10 protein-coding genes and 3 tRNA genes are annotated in these 15996 nt (G+C 75.6%); 3 read left to right on the top strand and 10 right to left on the bottom strand.

Going from position 1 to position 15996, the window contains the following annotated elements:
• Window positions 1-27: 27 nt before the first annotated feature.
• Entirely contained in the window at window positions 28-228 is a 201-nt protein-coding gene (locus ACFRQN_RS34430; RefSeq protein ID WP_049650146.1) for a hypothetical protein, read from the bottom strand.
• A 143-nt stretch (window positions 229-371) separates the two neighbouring features.
• On the opposite strand from ACFRQN_RS34430, the gene ACFRQN_RS34435 reads away from it, so the two are divergent.
• Window positions 372-1325 (top strand): aldo/keto reductase, encoded by a 954-nt coding sequence (locus ACFRQN_RS34435; protein WP_049650145.1) that lies wholly within the window; start codon window positions 372-374, stop codon window positions 1323-1325.
• A 98-nt stretch (window positions 1326-1423) separates the two neighbouring features.
• On the opposite strand, the gene ACFRQN_RS34440 is transcribed toward ACFRQN_RS34435, so the two are convergent.
• The 6 genes from ACFRQN_RS34440 to ACFRQN_RS34465 all read right to left on the bottom strand — a co-directional run bounded on the left by ACFRQN_RS34440 (window position 1424) and on the right by ACFRQN_RS34465 (window position 6990).
• Entirely contained in the window at window positions 1424-2419 is a 996-nt protein-coding gene (locus ACFRQN_RS34440) for a C40 family peptidase (RefSeq protein WP_380744351.1), read from the bottom strand.
• A complete protein-coding gene (locus ACFRQN_RS34445) occupies window positions 2416-3690 on the bottom strand; it encodes an SPFH domain-containing protein (protein WP_380744353.1) in 1275 nt (424 codons plus the stop codon). The genes ACFRQN_RS34440 and ACFRQN_RS34445 overlap by 4 nt, the downstream gene beginning before the upstream one ends.
• Window positions 3691-3884: 194 nt before the next feature.
• Complete coding sequence (locus tag ACFRQN_RS34450) at window positions 3885-6131, bottom strand: Ig-like domain-containing protein (protein WP_380744355.1); 2247 nt, start codon at window positions 6129-6131, stop codon at window positions 3885-3887.
• A 352-nt stretch (window positions 6132-6483) separates the two neighbouring features.
• A tRNA-Arg gene (locus ACFRQN_RS34455) sits at window positions 6484-6559 on the bottom strand.
• A 34-nt stretch (window positions 6560-6593) separates the two neighbouring features.
• Window positions 6594-6666: transfer RNA gene (locus tag ACFRQN_RS34460), tRNA-Arg, on the bottom strand.
• Window positions 6667-6896: 230 nt separating this feature from the next.
• Window positions 6897-6990 (bottom strand) — tRNA-Ser (locus ACFRQN_RS34465).
• 177 nt (window positions 6991-7167) lie between these two features.
• On the opposite strand from ACFRQN_RS34465, the gene ACFRQN_RS34470 reads away from it, so the two are divergent.
• Window positions 7168-10689 (top strand): PAS domain-containing protein, encoded by a 3522-nt coding sequence (locus ACFRQN_RS34470; protein WP_380744357.1) that lies wholly within the window; start codon window positions 7168-7170, stop codon window positions 10687-10689.
• Window positions 10690-10756: 67 nt separating this feature from the next.
• On the opposite strand, the gene ACFRQN_RS34475 is transcribed toward ACFRQN_RS34470, so the two are convergent.
• Together ACFRQN_RS34475 and ACFRQN_RS34480 are read right to left on the bottom strand one after the other, a co-directional pair.
• The gene (locus ACFRQN_RS34475) at window positions 10757-12418 is read right to left on the bottom strand and encodes a long-chain fatty acid--CoA ligase (RefSeq protein WP_074001832.1); all 1662 of its coding nucleotides are present in this window, start codon (window positions 12416-12418) and stop codon (window positions 10757-10759) included.
• Between the two features lie 216 nt (window positions 12419-12634).
• Complete coding sequence (locus ACFRQN_RS34480) at window positions 12635-13507, bottom strand: DUF1906 domain-containing protein (RefSeq protein ID WP_107086553.1); 873 nt, start codon at window positions 13505-13507, stop codon at window positions 12635-12637.
• Between the two features lie 152 nt (window positions 13508-13659).
• On the opposite strand from ACFRQN_RS34480, the gene ACFRQN_RS34485 reads away from it, so the two are divergent.
• A complete protein-coding gene (locus tag ACFRQN_RS34485; RefSeq protein WP_380744360.1) occupies window positions 13660-14727 on the top strand; it encodes a DMT family transporter in 1068 nt (355 codons plus the stop codon).
• A gap of 50 nt (window positions 14728-14777) precedes the next feature.
• Here the strand turns inward: ACFRQN_RS34485 and ACFRQN_RS34490 are convergent, their stop codons facing one another.
• Window positions 14778-15578 (bottom strand): pyridoxal 5'-phosphate synthase, encoded by an 801-nt coding sequence (locus ACFRQN_RS34490; protein ID WP_234348562.1) that lies wholly within the window; start codon window positions 15576-15578, stop codon window positions 14778-14780.
• Window positions 15579-15996 lie beyond the last annotated feature (418 nt).

A 15996-nucleotide genomic window follows, 5' to 3' on the forward strand; every position in this document is an offset into this window, starting at 1 on the left:
CCCGGACGAGGGTCACCCGCGCGAAGGTCACTTGACCGCCAGCCAGACGACGGCGCCCAGGACGACCAGCACGACGACGGCGACCAGCGCGATCACGCCGGTGCGGCCGCTGCTCTTGCTGCTGCCGTAGGTGGAAACGTTGCCCGGGGCCTGGGGCGCCGGGCTCTCGTCGACGAACGCCCGGAACATCTGGGTGCTGCCGGCGGGGTCGTAGTCGTTGTCAGCCATGGCACGGACTCTAACGAATCGGCCCACCTCGGGCACACCCCGGACCCCCGTCGCGCGGACCACACCACCCTTCCGTGCAACAGCCTCGTGAAGACCGCGGGGTTCCCGGAATGCCGGACCGGGCCATGGGGTTGACTGCCTTCATGACCGGAAACCACAGCCGGGTGAGCCTCGGCACCTCCGACCTGTCCGTCTTCCCGCTCTCCCTCGGCGGCAACGTCTTCGGCTGGACGGCCGACGAACAGCAGTCCTTCGCCGTCCTGGACGCCTACGCGGCGGCCGGCGGAAACTTCGTCGACACCGCCGACGTCTACTCCTCCTGGGCCCCGGGCAACACCGGCGGCGAGTCCGAGACCGTCCTCGGCAACTGGCTGCGCAGCCGCGGCAACCGCGAGGACGTCGTGATCGCCACCAAGGTCGGCATGCTCGCCGAGCGCGGTGGCCTGGGCGCCGCCAACATCAAGGCCGCGGCCGAGGACTCGCTGCGCCGCCTGGGCGTCGAGCGGATCGACCTCTACTACACCCACCGGGACGACGACACCCCGGTCGAGGAGTTCGTCACCGCGCTGGACGAGCTGGTCCGCGAGGGCAAGGTCCGGGCGGTCGCCGCCTCCAACATCTCCGCCGAGCGGCTCACCGAGGCGCTGGCCTTCGCCGAGCGCGAGGGCCTGGCGAAGTACGTCGCCGTCCAGCCGCACTACAACCTGGTCTCGCGCGGCACCTTCGAGGGCCCGCTGGCCGACGTGGTCGCCGAGCACGGCCTGGCCACCGTCCCGTACTACGCGCTGGCCTCCGGCTTCCTGACCGGCAAGTACCGTCCGGGCGCCGACGGCGTGGCCAGCGCCCGCGCCGAGGGCGCCGCCCGCTACCTGGCCGAGCCGCGCGGCCCCAAGGTGCTGGAGGCGCTGGACACCGTCGCCGCCGAGCAGGGGGTGGAGCCCGCCTCCGTCGCCCTGGCCTGGCTCGCCGCCCGTCCGACGGTCGCCGCCCCGATCGCCAGCGCCCGCACCGTCGAGCAGCTCCCGCCGCTGCTGGTCGGCGCCACCCTGCAGCTCACCCCGGAGCAGACCGCCCTGCTGGACGCCGCCTCCGCCTGAGCCGGATCCGGCACCGCGGCCGCTCCGAACGCGGTCCGGGCCCCGACAGCGGCGCGCTGTCGGGGCCCGGTACGGCCTTCGCCGTTACGGCCGCGCGGTCACGGCCGCCCGAAGTGGGTGGGGTAGTAGCCCTGGCTGAGGGTCGAGATCCGGACGGTCGTGCCCGGCCGGGGAGCCTCCACGAACTTGTTGCCGCCGAGGTAGATCCCCACGTGGTGGATCCCCGAGGCCCGGCCGCTGTCGGACCAGAACACCAGGTCGCCGCGGCGCAGCTGCCCGGCGCTGATCGGCGTGGTCGCCGCGTACTGGTCGTCGGCCACCCGCGGCAGGCTGATCCCCGCGCGCCGGTAGGCCTGCTGGACCAGCCCCGAGCAGTCGTAGCCGGACGGGCCGTTGCCGCCCCAGACGTACGGCTTGCCCAGCTGGGCGAGCGCGTAGTCGATGGCCGACTCCATGCTCCCGGAGGCCGGTGCGGGGTTCGCCGACGGGCGACTCGCGGGGGGCGCGGGCTGCGCGGGGGTCCGGGCGGAGCCGCCGGACTGCCCGGTGCGGCTCGCGTAGACGTCGTAGTGGCTGGTCCAACGCCACTCGCCGCTGCCGTTCTTGAACCAGTACTTCGAGCCGTCCCAGCCCTGGCGCATCCCTGCGGAGGAGGCCGATCCGTTGGAGACGGCCTGAGCGGAGGAACCAGAGGAACCGGCGGAGCCGCCGGACTGCCCGGTACGGCTCGCGTAGACGTCGTAGTGGCTGGTCCAACGCCACTCGCCGGAGCCGTTCTTGAACCAGTACTTCGAGCCGTCCCAGCCCTGTTTCCCGGCCGCGGCGTGCGCGGATCCGGCGCCGGCCGTCAGGCCGACGACGCCGGCGCCCGCCAGCACGGTGGTGGCCAGGCAGGTGCCCCGCACGGCCCGGTGTATTCGGCTGCCGCCGGCCGCCGCCGCGGAGCGGGCGGTGCGCGGCCGGACGACGCAGTTCGGGCAGCCGCAGCCCGCGAGCGCGGGGATGCTGCCGAGGCGCTCCTCGAAGCCGATCAGTCCGGGATCGCCGTCGGGGCCGATACCGGACTCGGCGTACGCGCCGGTGGCTATCCTCATGCGGGTCGTCCTTCCTTCCGCCCGGCACGGGCGGCCGGGGACGGTACCGAGGCGGCCACTCCGGCCGGGGCGACGAAGGCGACCAGCAGCTGCTCCATCAGCGCGCTGCGGGCGGCCTCGTCCAGTTCGTGCGCGGTGGCCCGCTCCAGCCGGCGGACGGCGAGCGCCGCGGCCTCGACCGCGTCGTCCACCAGCACCGTGCGCAGGCCCGCGTCCAGGTCGGCCAGTCTGCGCCGGCGCATCGACTCGGCCACCTCGGGCGCGTAGTCCAGGGCCAGCGGCTGCACCGAGTAGACCTCCAGGCCGGCCGGGGCGACCTCGGCGGCCAGCGCCCTGGTCATCTCGTCGGCGAACCACTGTCCGTCGCGCAGCGCGGGGCCGGGCGCGGCGTTGCTGTCACAGGGCAGGGTGGACGCGGTGCGGGTGAGCACGGCCTGGACCTGCTCGCGCAGGTAGCTCTCGTGGTCCTCGATCGCGAGCAGCGCCCGCGCGGTGTCCTTGACCCGCCAGACGATCAGCAGCCGGACCACGATCGGCGTGCCGGTGCGGTCCACCACCTTGACCGGCTCGCTGCGCCAGTGCCGCAGCCGCACGTCCACCCGGCGGCGGCGCAGCAGCGGGTTGACCCAGACCAGGCCGGTCCGGCGGACGGTGCCCCGGTAGCGGCCCCAGCGGGTCAGCACCCGGGTCTCGCCGCCCGCGTTGGCCAGCAGCCCGGCGAGCGTGAACACCACCAGCAGGCCGGCGGCGGCCACCGCGGCGATCCACGGCGCGTCCACCTCCACCCGGCCGCTCTCCCGCGCGGCGCTGCCGCGCAGGTCGGGCAGCGCGTCCCAGTACGGGATGACGCCGGTGCGCAGCAGCACGAGCAGCACGCCGCCCACGCCGATCAGCACCGCCAGCAGGGCCAGCCAGCCGGGCAGCGCGGTGGCGCGCTGCTCGCGCAGCGCCTGGTCGGCGCGCGGCGGGCGCCGGGAGGTGGTGGCGGTCAGGGCCCCGGCCACCGTGGGGTCCGGGAGTTCGACGGTCTCCGGGGCGGCCGACTCCAGCGGGTCCCGCAGGTCCGCCGAGCCGCCGTGGGAGGGGCTCGGGACGACGGCCAGCGGGGTGGTCGCCGGACCGCTGTCGGCCGGGCCGCCCGGCTTGAGGGTCTTGACGGCGGTGGTCCCAGCCAGCGGGCCGGAGCCGACGGCGGAACGTTCCGGCAGGGCCGGCGGGAGCGCCTTGGGCAGGTTGTCGGGTCGCTGCGAAGAATCGCGGGTGACGTCCATGCACGGATCCTCTGGGTCGGTGTGTCGCGCAACGGGCGGCCCGGATCTGACGGGCAGTGCCAGGGTCAGGCTAAGTTCATACGTCATCAAATGCGACATTTGAGCCGAGGTGTGTCGACATTTACTGACGAATCATCCAAAGCCGACCTGACGCGCAGGCACATGAACTGATGGTCGGGACAGTTCGGCGCAGTTCAGCGCCGAGGAGCACCTGGCCTGCGGGCGAACACCCGACGGGTGATCAGCCCGAGGCCGGTGAGCACCAGCAGGAATCCGGCGATTCCACCGCGCCAGCCGGTCGCCCCGGACCGCCCGGACGCGCCCTGCGCGGTCTCCACCGGCGGCGCCGCCAACGGCGGAACCGCGTCCCCGGCGGGCCCGGCGGAGTCGACCGGGTCGGCGGCTCCGGCCGGTGAGGGCCCGGGCCTCACCGCGACGACGGCCGCGGCCGGGGCGCCGTGGCCGGTAGCGGGGGCCGGCGTCAGGCTCGGGGAGAAGGCCTCGGCGGTCGAAAGGGTCGGGACGACGGGCCTGGTGGAAGCGGCGGACGCGGCCGCCACGGTCTTCGCGGGCCCGGGAGTCGCCCTCGACGGCCCCGCCGACGGGCCCGCCGACGGACCGGAGCCCACCGGACTCGCCGTCACCGGCCGTGCGCCCACCGGCGGAACGGCGACCGGCACCCCCGCTGGCGCCGCCACGACGGACGGAGTCGGCGAGGCCACCGCCGCACCCTGGGCGCTCGGGCTCGGCTCGGCGGGGCCCGAGGGCACCGCCGCCGCACCGGACTCCACCGGACTCGCTGCCGAACTCGACGCCGGCACCGCCGCCGTCGGGCTCGACGCCCCCGGACCCGAAGCCGAAGCCGTAGCCGTAGCCGTCGCACTCGGAGCCGCCGCGCTCGGCAGCACCAGGCTCGGCAGTACCGGACTCTGCGCCGCCGCACTCGGCACCGCCGGGCCCGACGCCCCCGGAGCGGGCGCCGCCTCTGTCGTGGCGACCCGTACCGGCACCGGCTCCGCCGAGGCCGCGTTCCCCGCCCGGTCGGTCGCCGTGACGGTCAGCCACTGCTCCCCGGCCGCCAGGTCCCGGTTGGCCGTGCAGCTCCAGCTCCCGTCGAACGCCGTCGTCGCCCCGCAGAGCACCGTCCGCCGTTCCGGCTCCGCGCCCGCGTCGGCCCCCGTCGTGACCAGCACGTCCGTGCCCGGATCCGCCCGGCCGGCCAGCTTCGGCCGGCTGACCCGCACGGTCTCCCCCGGGGCCGGCGAGGTGAGCACCGGCCGGCCCGGCAGGGCGGTGGAGACGACCAGCGGGACCGGCAGCCCGGCCGTCCGGTTGCCCGCCCGGTCGACCGCGACCGGGGTGAGCAGGTGCTTCCCGACCGTCAGGTCCTCGACCGGCAGGCAGGACCACGCGCCGCCCGCCGGCACCCCGGTGATGCACAGTTCGTCGCTGGAGCCCTCGTCGAGGACCGAGACGGTGCTGCCCGCCTCGCCGGTGCCGGTGAGCCGGAGCCCCGGGTCGTTGGTGTACGCGGGGACGGTGAGCGTGGGAGCGCCCGGCGGCACGGTCTTCACGTCGACCGTGACCGGATCGCCGCGCAGCACCACGCCGCCGCCGGTGGTCTCCACCGGGGTGAGGGCGTGCGGACCGACGGCCAGCTCCGTGCCGGGGCGGCAGGACCAGTCACCGCCGCTCCCGGCCTCGGTCCGGCAGAGGACGGTGTCGCCCTCCCGGACCTCCACCGTGGCGCCGGCGACCGCGCCGTGGCCGCTGACCTGCGGGCGGGCGTCGGCGAGGACGGCACCGGCGACCGGCTCGGCGATCTCCGGCCGGGCGGCGCCGACGGTCAGCTCGATCCGCTGGTCGGCGGCCTGTCCGGAGTCGGCGAAGCCGCCGGAGGAGACGAGCTGTCCGGCGTCGCGGCCGATCCGCAGCCGGGCCCAGGTCTCGCCCGAGGCCGCGCCGGGCGGGACGGTCCACTCCAGGGTCGCGGTGGCGGCGCCGACCGGGATCTCGGTCTGCACCCGCTGGGCGGGGTCGAACCGGCCGGTGCGGCCGAAGTCGATCCAGCCGGCCAGGGTGGCGGGCCGGTCGCCGACCGCGACCGGGACGGTGAGCCGGTAGTAGCGGCCGATCGCCGCCTCGGTGGGGAAGGGGAGGGCGATCGACACGTCGGCGCCGCTGCGGCCGGTGCGCGCCGGGGCGGTCGCGCCGGCGCCCAGAAGGAGGTCGGAGGCCACGTGCGTGGCGGTGCCGTACTCCTGCGGGGCGGCGTCGAGGTCGACCCGGGCCGGGAGCCCGGAGGGCGGCACCGCCCGGTGTTCGGCGGACCGGGTGTCGGGGAACTGCCGGGCCGCCGCGAGCGGGACGTTCCACGCGGTCAGCAGCCCGCTCGCGAGGACGGCCAGGGCGACAGCCGTACGGGGAAACTGTCGGCTCATCCGGCTCTCCTTCGCGGTCGGCTGCCGGGGGGTGGGCAGTCTGCACAAGATCCGACAAAAAGGAATCACGATCCTGGGCCGGTCATACTGCGACACCGGTGCTTTTGGCCGTATCCCACCCGTTCGGCGGTCATCCGGGCGGCAGGACGGGATGTACCCGAAACGGCTGCATTTCATCCATTAGGCGGCAATCGGCGCCACCCGAACGGACGCGGGAATGGCACCTCCAGGCCCATTCGGCGGACACCGGCCTCCGGGACGCGGCCACCCACCCGTGGCCTGTGTTCGAATCACTCGCCGGGTACGCCGGGGAAACGGAGAAGCCCCCGGCCGGTGGCCGGGGGCTTCTCGATGGTGCGCTCAGCAGGATTCGAACCTGCAACCTCTTGATCCGTAGTCAAGTGCTCTATCCGTTGAGCTATGAGCGCAAGGAACGGGCGAACCCGATCTTGCGGAGTTGAGTGCGCTCAGCAGGATTCGAACCTGCAACCTCTTGATCCGTAGTCAAGTGCTCTATCCGTTGAGCTATGAGCGCTCGCCCTGGTGAACGTTGCCGCCGGGGCGTTGCGGGGACAACATTACATGACCTGCGGCGTAGGACGAAATCGGTTGTTCCGGGCCCCGCCCGACCCCTCCCGACCTCCTCCCGCGCGCCGCCGGGGCCGCGCTCCGGGCCGTCCCGGACCGCAGCCGGACCGCGGCCGGGAACGTGTCCGGGAACGCGAAGAGCCCCCGTCGACGAGATCGTCGACGGGGGCTCCCGACTGGCGGAGGCTGAGGGATTTGAACCCTCGATCAGGAATAACCCCGAAACCGCATTAGCAGTGCGGCGCCATAGACCGGACTAGGCGAAGCCTCCCCACAGGGATCGTACCCGCGCGAGCGGAGCCGTTCCGTGTGTCAGTGATGATGCCACAACCGTGGGGCTCGGCACCAACCGCCGCCAACGTTACTAGGCGGGTCGACTCCGCCGCAAAGAAGAATGAGATACTGCCGTCTCCGGAGGAGCTGCCCCGAGCCGAGGAGACCTGTCGACGTGAGCAGCAGGCCGATCCGAGGCGCTGCTCGCCTCGCCGCCATACTCGACGCCCTGCCCGACGCGTTGCTGCTGGTGAACAGCAACGGCACCGTCGTGGACGCCAACAGCGCGGCGGTCCAGGCGTTGCAGGCGCCGGGCACCTCACTGGTCGGCATGGGCGTGCTGGGTCTGCTGCCCGAGTTCGACCCCAGCCGCATCCCCGGCTCGATGCGACCGGCCACCCGCGACGGCGACGCCCTCGACCGCCCGGTCCGGATGACCGCCCACCGCACCGACGGCACCACCTTCCCGGTCGAGGTGTCCGGCAACGACTTCGCCGACGACGGCGACGGCCGCGGCTACGCGCGCTCCCCGTACGACTCGTACCGCGAGAACTCGCCCTCCTCCTCCGACCTGCTCCTGCTGCTGGTCCGCGACCTCTCCGGCCGGCTGGGCGTCGAGGCCGAGCTACGCCGCCAGCACAAGCAGACCGAGATGATCCTGCGGGCCGCCGCCGAGGGCGTGCTCGGCGTCGACCTCGAAGGCCGCTGCGTGCTGGTCAACCCGGCCGCCGCGCACATCCTGGAGTACCGGGCGAGCGAGCTGGGCGGGCGCGAGCTGCACCCGCTGATCCAGCACTCCCGGGCCGACGGCACCCCGCTGGCGCTGGAGGAGTCGGCGCTGCTGGACACCCTCACCTCCGGGCGCAAGCACCGGGTGCGCGGCACCGTGCTGTGGCGCAAGGACGGCCGACCGGTCACCGTCGACCTCACCACCGCCCCGGTCCGGGACGGCGACCAGCTGGTCGGCGCGGTGATGACCTTCACCGACCGCAGCCGCGAACTCGCCCTGGTCGCCCGCAACGAGCACCTCACCGCCGTCCTGGAGAGCGAGCTGGGCAGTGCCCTGAACGCGCTGAACGAGCGGCTGGACGCGCTCGCCGCCGACCCGGCCGGCCAGCTCTGGCCGGAGGCCAACTGGACGCTGCGCCGGCTGGCCGCCGAGTGCCGCCGGTACGGGAAGCTGATCGACGGGGTGCTCGACCACCAGCGCTGCGAGGCCGGCGAGAGCGGCGCCGCCGAGGCCAAGGACGGCAAGGACGGCAAGGAGCCCAAGGCCGGCGCCAAGGACGGCAAGGACGGGCCGAAGGCCGCGTCCCGGGTCCCGGTCGGCCTGGACAAGGTGGTCCGCCGGGCCGTCGAGGAGGCCGGCGAGCTGGTCGGCCCCGGCCGGGTGCGGTTCTCGGTGCACGCCGCCGCGGTCGAGGTGATCGCCGACGAGCGGCGGCTGGCCCAGGCGCTGGCCCACCTGGTCGCCGACGTCAGCGGCGTCGGACTCTCCCTGGACGCCCCCGTCGCCCCCTCCCCCGGCCTGACCGTGCCCGGGCTGAACGGCGCCGCCGCGCCCGCGCTGCCGCCCGCCCCCGAGCCGCCGACCGTCGTGCTGGCCGCCGCCCAGCGCGGCGAGGTCGCCCGGGTCGAGATCCGCGGCCCCGGCGTCGGCGGCAGCCCCGTCCACCTGCCGATAGCCCGCGCGGTGGTCGAGCGCCACGGCGGTGTGCTCCAGCCGCACGAGCTGCCCGGCAAGGCCGGCACCACGTACGTCGTCGAGCTGCCGCTGGACCCGGTCGCCGCGAAGGCCGCCGCCGAGCGCGCCGCCGCCGAAGGCCGCTCCGACCGGCCCAAGGAGAGCGACAGCGCCGTCCTGCCGGAGCTCCCGGGCATCCCGCAGCTGCCCAGCAGCGGCGAGGGCGCCGAGCCCGCGGCGGCCGACGAGCAGCCCGCTTCCGAGACCCCGGAGGCCGCCGCGGCCCCCGCCGCGGAACGGGCGCCCGCCGAGGAGCCGCCCGCCGAGCGGCGCGGCCGCCGCGGCCGCCCGGCCGCCGAGACCCCGGCGTCCGACACCCCCGACGCCCCCGGCGTCCCCGGTGCTCCCGGCAACCCCGACATCCCGGCCGACCAGTGGCCGAACGCCCCCGCCCGGGTCGAGCGGGCCGTCCCCGAGCAGTGGAACGGCACCGGCAACGACCCCGCGTACGGCCGCCAGGGCCTGGCCGGGCCGAACGGCGCCCAGAGCGACCCGTGGGGCAAGGACGACGGCCGCTCCGGCCCCGCCTACGCCGTGCCCGTCGAGGGCCACCGGGCGCAGCCGAACCGCCCCGGCGGGCGCGAGCCGCTCGCCCTCGGTCCGGCGCCCGCGCCCGCGCCCGCCGCCCCGGACGGCACCCCGCCCGGCGGCACCCCGACCGCCGAGGCGGCCCAGGAGCAGGCCTCCGGCGAGACCAGGCACCGCCGCCGCCGCGCGCTGCCCTCGGCCGAGGAGTCCTCCGGCGGCTTCGCCCTGCCCGGGGCGGCCGACACCCCGGTCTACCCCGGTCTGGAGCACGCCCTGCCGGCCGGCCCCGCGCCCGCGCCGCCCGAACCGGCCGCCGCCCCGACCGGGCGCCGCCGTCGGCTGGCCGTCCCGCCGGGGCCCGGCCCGGACGCCCTGGTGAACGCCTCCGGCCCGTCCGGACAGGGAGGCCAAGGAGGCCAGGCAGGCCAGGCGCAGCCCTCCCCCGGCACCGCGCTGGCGCCCGCCCGGGCCGCGCTGCCCGCCGCCGAGGAGCCGTCCGGCCCGCGCCCGGTCGGCACCGGACTGGGCGAGCTCGCCCCGCCGCGCCAGCTCGGCCCGGTGCCCGCCGCCGCGCCGCAGCCGCCCGTCCCGGCCGACGCCGCCCGGACCGCGCCGCGCCCGATGGCCGAGCTCCCGCCCGCCGAGGAGCGGCCCGCACCCGAGCAGCCGTCGGCCCCGACCGGCGAGCTGGCCAACACCCGTCGGCTGCTGGTCTGGCCCGAGCCCGACCCGGCCACCAAGCAGGCCCTCCAGGCGCGCGGCTACCTGCCGGTGATCGTCCGCTCCCGCGAGGAGGTGGACGCCCAGGTCCCCGGCTTCCCCGCCGCCCTCTTCGTCGACCCGCTGACCGGCCCGATCACCCGCACCGCGCTCCAGTCACTGCGCACCGCGGCGCTCAACCGCAGGGTCCCGGTGCTGGTCACCGCCGGCCTCGGCCAGGCCACCCGGGACGCCGCGTACGGGGCCGACCCGGCCGTCCTGCTGCGCGCCCTCGCACCGCGCGACGGCGAGCAGCACGCCCCGCGGGTGCTGCTGGTCGAGGGCGACCCGGACATCGCCGCCGCCATGATCAGCAGCCTGGAGCGGCGCGGCATGCACGTCGAGCACGCGGTGGACGAGAACGACGCGGTGGCCCGGGCCAGCAGCGTGCAGCCCAACCTGGTGGTGATGGACCTGCTGCAGATCCGCCGCCGCCGGGTCGGCCTGCTGGACTGGCTGCGCGCCAACGACCGGCTGCACCGCACCCCGCTGGTGGTCTACACCTCGGTGGACCTCGACCCGCGCGAACTGCCCCGGCTGCGCACCGGCGAGACGGTGCTGTTCCTCGCCGAGCGCTCGACCAGCGAGGACGTCCAGTCCCGGATCGTCGACCTGCTCGGGCGGATCGGCGCGATGGGCGAGGCGGGCGTCGCCGCCGCCGGCTGAGGCACGCCGAACACGTGGAAGGGCCGGCCGTCCCCGTTCGTACGGGGGCGGCCGGCCCTTCGCGCGGTCACTCCTTGCCGAGCACCGTGACGTCCAGCTCCTCGGCCGCGTAGCTGGCCCGGATCACCTTCTTGTCGAACTTGCCGACCGAGGTCTTCGGCACCGACTCCACGATCGACCAGCGCTCCGGCAGCTGCCAGGAGGCGATCCGCTCGCCCAGGAAGGCCCGCAGCTCCTTCAGCCCCGCGGTCGCGCCCGGGCGCAGCACCACGGTGGCCAGCGGGCGCTCGCCCCACTTCTCGTCCGGGACGGCGACCACGGCGGCCTCGGCCACGTCGGGGTGGGCCATCAGGGCGTTCTCCAGCTCGACCGAGGAGATCCACTCGCCGCCGGACTTGATGACGTCCTTGGCCCGGTCGGTGAGGGTCAGGTAGCCGTCGGCGGTGATGGTGCCGACGTCGCCGGTGCGCAGCCAGCCGTCCTCGGAGAACTTGTCGTCCGGGCGGACCGGGTCCTGGCCGGCGCCGCCGTAGTACGCCCCGGCGATCCACGGGCCGCGCACCTCCAGCTCGCCCGCCGAGACGCCGTCGTGCGGCATCCGCTCGCCGCCCGGGCCGATCAGCCGGGCCTCGACGGAGGCCGGGAAGATGCCCTGGGTGATCCGGTACGGCCACTCCTGCTCGGGGGTGAGGCCGCCCGGCGGCTGGGCGAAGGAGCCGAGCGGGGAGGTCTCGGTCATGCCCCAGGCGTGCAGCACCCGGATGCCGTGGCGCTCCTCGTAGGCCTTCATCAGGGAGGGCGGACAGGCGCTGCCGCCGATGACCACCATGCGAAGGCTGGAGGTGTCGTAGTCGCCGGCGTCGAGCTCGCCCAGCAGGCCGGCCCAGATGGTGGGGACGGCGGCGCTGACGGTCGGGCGGACGGCCGCGATCATCTCGGCCATCGGCTTGGGCTGGAGGAAACGATCCGGCATGAGCAGGTTGGCGCCGGACATGAAGGCCGCGTGCGGGATGCCCCAGGCCTGGACGTGGAACATCGGGACCACCGGCAGCGCGGTGTCGCTCGGGGTGAAGGCGAAGTTGTCGCCGGTGTTGACCTGGAGGCAGTGCAGGTAGACCGAGCGGTGGCTGTAGAGCACGCCCTTCGGGTCCCCGGTGGTGCCGGAGGTGTAGCAGAGGACGGCGGCCTGCCGCTCGTCGATGTCGCGCTGCCACGGGTACTCGGTGGGCCGGCCGGCGATCAGCTCCTCGTAGTCGTGCACGCCGCCCGCGAAGCCGGCCAGCACCGAGCGGTCGCCGGGGCCGCTGACCACGATGTGCCTGAGGGTCGGCGCGAGGTCCGGCAGGACGGCGGCGAGCAGCGGCAGGACGCTGCCGTTGACGATGATCACGCGGTCGGCGGCGTGGTTGACGATGAACGACAGCTGCTGGGACGGCAGCCGCAGGTTCAGCGTGTGCAGCACGGAGCCCGCCGAGGGGACGGCGAGGTACGCCTCCAGGTGCTCGGCGTTGTTCCACATCAGCGTCGCTATGACGCTCTCCTCGGTGCACCCGAGCTCGTCGCGCAGGGCCCAGGCGAGCTGGGCGGCGCGGGCGCCGACCTCGGCGTACGTCCGGACGACCGGGCCGGTGCCGTCCCAGGTGGTCACGGTCGAACGGCCGTGGACCGTGGACCCGTGCTCCAGGATTCGGGCGACGGTGAGCGGAACGTCCTGCATCGTGCTGAACACGGGTCCTCCTTGACCTGGCGGCACTGGGGGCTGCGCTCGCGGCACCTACCGGGCGGTAATGCGCGCGGACGTGCCCGATTGTGCCGCTCCCACCCCCTGCTGTCAGTATCCCGGCCCCGTTGCGCGGATCACGGATTCGTCCCGGTTCCGCCCCCGGCCCGCTCCCCGCCCGGTGAGGGCGACGGGTCGTCGGCGGCGGATCTCAGCGGGCGGGTCTCAGCGGGCGGTCGGGCCGTCCACGTGGTTGCGGTCCACGGTGAGGGTGGCGCCGCCGAAGGTCTCCTCGACGTTGCCGTGGTACTGGTGGACGCGCTGGTGGAAGGTCCAGAGGTCGGGGGCCAGGGCGCCGGAGCCGTCGGTGTCGGCCTGGCCGTCCCAGCGGGCGTACCAGAGCGCGTCGGGCATCGGGGAGCCGCCGGCCCGGGCGGCGGCGGCGAGGTCCGCGATGCCGGAGTCGAGGCTGGAGTAGAAGCCGGAGCGGTAGCCGGCGGCGTGCAGGCCCGCCGTCCAGCCGAGGGTGAAGTCGACCACGGCCTGGCCGCAGGCCGGGTCGCGCAAGGGATAGGCCTCGATGTCCAGGTAGACCGGGCTGCCCTTGGCGAAGCCGAGCGCGCGCAGGGACCGGGCGGCCTCGTCCGCCTCCTCCCGGCCCTGCTCGACGGCCTTCCCCGGGTCGATCCGCTTGGGCTTGTGGCCCGGGTCGGCGCACGGCGCCTGCAGTCCGACGTGCACCGGCAGGAAGCGCCAGCCCAACGCCCGCACCTGGCGCACCCACTCGGCGGTGAGCCGCGGCTGGCCGCAGCCGCGCTGGGAGCCGCTGGTGTAGACGCCGAGCGCCCCGTACGGGGAGGCGTCGCGCCAGGCCTTCAGGGTGTCGAGCGGCGGTGCGGTGCAGGCGTCGAAGGCGGGGCCGCTCCAGGTGTCGCGGGCCCGGGGCGGGCCGGACCGGTCGGGCAGCCTGACGGCCCGGATGCGGGGGGCGGCGCCGGCGGCCGGGGTGACGGCTTCGGCGTTCACGACCGTCCCGTCGGTGGCCAGCAGGAGCACGAGGGCGGCGGCGAGGAGGGCGGCGGAGCGGAGATGGCGCACCCCGCCTTGATACTGACGGTCCGTCGGACGACTGCGGCAGCCACGCCGCGACACCCGCGCGAGTCCACCCTTTCGGACGCACCCGTCCGTATCCGTCCCGATTTTTGTAACGAGCTTGCTGGTTCATCACTCCTTACGGCAAACTCACAAATATGCCCACCTCCCATACCAGCGAAACCCCTGCCGCCTCGTCGTCGGCCGCCGCCGTCGCCGAGGCCCTGGCCATGCCGCCCTCCCCCAAGGGCGAGCCCGCCGGCGAGCGGGGCAGCTGGCGACGAGGTGGGGCGTCCGGCCCCTCGGCGCCACCCGAAGTCCACCCCGGCCGGTCCACCGGCCGGTTCGGCAAGGTCCTGCGGCGCCCGGAGCGGATCCCGGCGCCGCTTCTCTGTCTGACCGCGATGTTCCTGGTGCAGACCGGCATCGCCCTGTCCAAGCCGCTGTTCGGCCCGCTCGGCGTCAGCGGCACGACCTTCCTCCGGCTCGGCTTCGCCGCCGTCATCCTGCTCGCCGTCACCCGGCCGAAGCTGCGCGGCAAGCGCCCCCGCGACCTCGCCGCGGCCGCGCTGCTCGGCATGGCCTCGGCCGGGATGACCTTCCTGTTCGCCGGGGCGATCGACCGGCTGCCGATGGGCACCGCCGCGACCATCGAGTTCCTCGGCCCGCTCGCCGTCGCCCTGGTCTTCGCCCGGCGCGCCAGCCACCTGCTCTGGGCGCTGCTCGCGGCCGCGGGCGTGGCGCTGCTGACCCTGCTCGGCGAGGGCGACGGCGGCGGATCGCTCGACCCGGTCGGCCTGCTGTACGCCTTCGGGGCGGCCGCCTGCTACGCCCTGTACATCCTGTTCACCGACAAGGTCGGCGCGGCCTTCCAGGGCTTCCAGGGCCTGGCGGTGTCGATGACGGTCGGCGCGCTGACGCTGGCGCCGTTCGGGCTCGGCCAGGCCTGGCACGGGCTGACCGTGCCCGAGGCCTCGCCGGTGGCGCTGCTCGCCGCGGTGGCCGGGGTGTCGCTGCTGCTGCCGGTGATCCCGTACGCGCTGGAGATGACCGCGCTGCGACGGATGCCGCAGCGGGTGTTCAGCGTGCTGGTCAGCCTGGAGCCGGCGGTCAGCGCGCTGGTCGGGCTGGTGGTGCTGGGACAGCTGCTGGGCGCGCCGCAGCTGGCCGGGATCGGGTGCGTGGTCGCGGCCAGCGTGGGGGCCACGCTGACCGGGCGACGGTAGCCCTCGCTTCGGTCCCCAGGACGCCCTGGGGACCCGGCGGCCTTACAGCGCTACGGCCAGAGCAGGGTGCGCGACCACTCCGGGGAGCTGACCGGGCCGGTGCGGGTGTAGCGCAGCCGGGTGTGCCGGCGCTGGGCGTCGCCCTGCCAGAACTCCACCTCGTGCGCCCACAGGGTGTAGACCGCGTGCCCGGGCGCGACCGCGTCCGGGTGCGCCTCCAGCCGGCGACGGGCGACCGCCTCCGCCTCGTCGTACTCGGCGACCGAGCCCAGCGGCTCGCTCTGCCGCCCGACCAGCGCGCCGACCCGGGCGGCGGGCGAGCGGGTGGCGAACTCGGCGGCGGCGACCAGGTCGGCGGCCCGCTCGACGGTGCCGCGCACCCGGACCTGGCGGCCCAGCTGCGGCCAGTAGACGGTAAGCGCGGCGGCCGGGTGCTCGGCGAGCTGGCGGCCCTTGGGGCTGTCGGCGGCCGCCGAGAAGTTCCAGCCAGTGCCGGCCGCGTCGACGTCGCGCAGCACCAGCACCCGGGCGTCCGGCATGCCGTCCGCGTCGACGGTCGAGAGGGTGAAGGCCTGCGGGTCCAGCACCCCGGCGTGCAGTGCGGTGGCGAGCCAGTCCACGAACAGCGGGCCGGGCTCGGCGGGGGCGGCCTGGTGGTCGAAGGACGGCAGCGGGCGGGCCATCGGCGGGCGGCCGAGCAGTAGTTCGGGGACGGACCTGGGCCCGGAGCGGTGCTCGTGGAGCGGCTCGGCCGACGGCTCCGGGCGCGCGTCCGCCGCCGGCTCCGCCCCGGCCTCCGGTGCGGGCCTGGCCTCGTCCGGGCCGGTCAGGCCCTCCTCCTCCGCCGCCATCGCGCGCCCTTCCTTCCGATTGCCGCGGTCGCCGCCCCGGCCGGGCCGGTCCGTCCGGGCCCGGGCACGTGGGTGCGCTGTCGGAGCGCAACCGTACCGCCGTGGGCCGACGGCTCCGGGCGCGGGCCCTCGGTGGACGGATCCGGGCCGGTCGGCGGGGGATTCCGGGGATGCCCGGCGGGGTGCTCCGACGGCGATGCGCGGCGGGGAGATCCGGCGGGGAGGCCCGGCGGGGACGTCCTGCGGGGACGCCCGGGCCGACGGCCGGGGAACCCGGGACCGGCGCCGGACACACTCGTGGGCGGTGCCGATGGCGGCGCCCCCCCCCGGACCGGGTTGGCGGGGGGCCGTTACGGCGGGCGGGGGGGGGGGGGTTGCGAGGGGGGGGGTTGGGGGGGGGGTGGGGTTTGGGGTTCGG

The organism is Kitasatospora sp. NPDC056800, from assembly GCF_042789775.1.
Taxonomy (GTDB): domain Bacteria; phylum Actinomycetota; class Actinomycetes; order Streptomycetales; family Streptomycetaceae; genus Kitasatospora.

What these genes read in the sequence shown, in the direction of transcription:
- ACFRQN_RS34430 (WP_049650146.1), bottom strand. Translation starts at nt 228, where the DNA reads ATGGCTGACAACGACTACGACCCCGCCGGCAGCACCCAGATGTTCCGG.
- ACFRQN_RS34490 (WP_234348562.1), bottom strand. Translation starts at nt 15,578, where the DNA reads ATGGCGGCGGAGGAGGAGGGCCTGACCGGCCCGGACGAGGCCAGGCCC.
- ACFRQN_RS34450 (WP_380744355.1), bottom strand. Translation starts at nt 6,131, where the DNA reads ATGAGCCGACAGTTTCCCCGTACGGCTGTCGCCCTGGCCGTCCTCGCG.
- ACFRQN_RS34440 (WP_380744351.1), bottom strand. Translation starts at nt 2,419, where the DNA reads ATGAGGATAGCCACCGGCGCGTACGCCGAGTCCGGTATCGGCCCCGAC.
- ACFRQN_RS34485 (WP_380744360.1), top strand. Translation starts at nt 13,660, where the DNA reads ATGCCCACCTCCCATACCAGCGAAACCCCTGCCGCCTCGTCGTCGGCC.
- ACFRQN_RS34445 (WP_380744353.1), bottom strand. Translation starts at nt 3,690, where the DNA reads ATGGACGTCACCCGCGATTCTTCGCAGCGACCCGACAACCTGCCCAAG.
- ACFRQN_RS34435 (WP_049650145.1), top strand. Translation starts at nt 372, where the DNA reads ATGACCGGAAACCACAGCCGGGTGAGCCTCGGCACCTCCGACCTGTCC.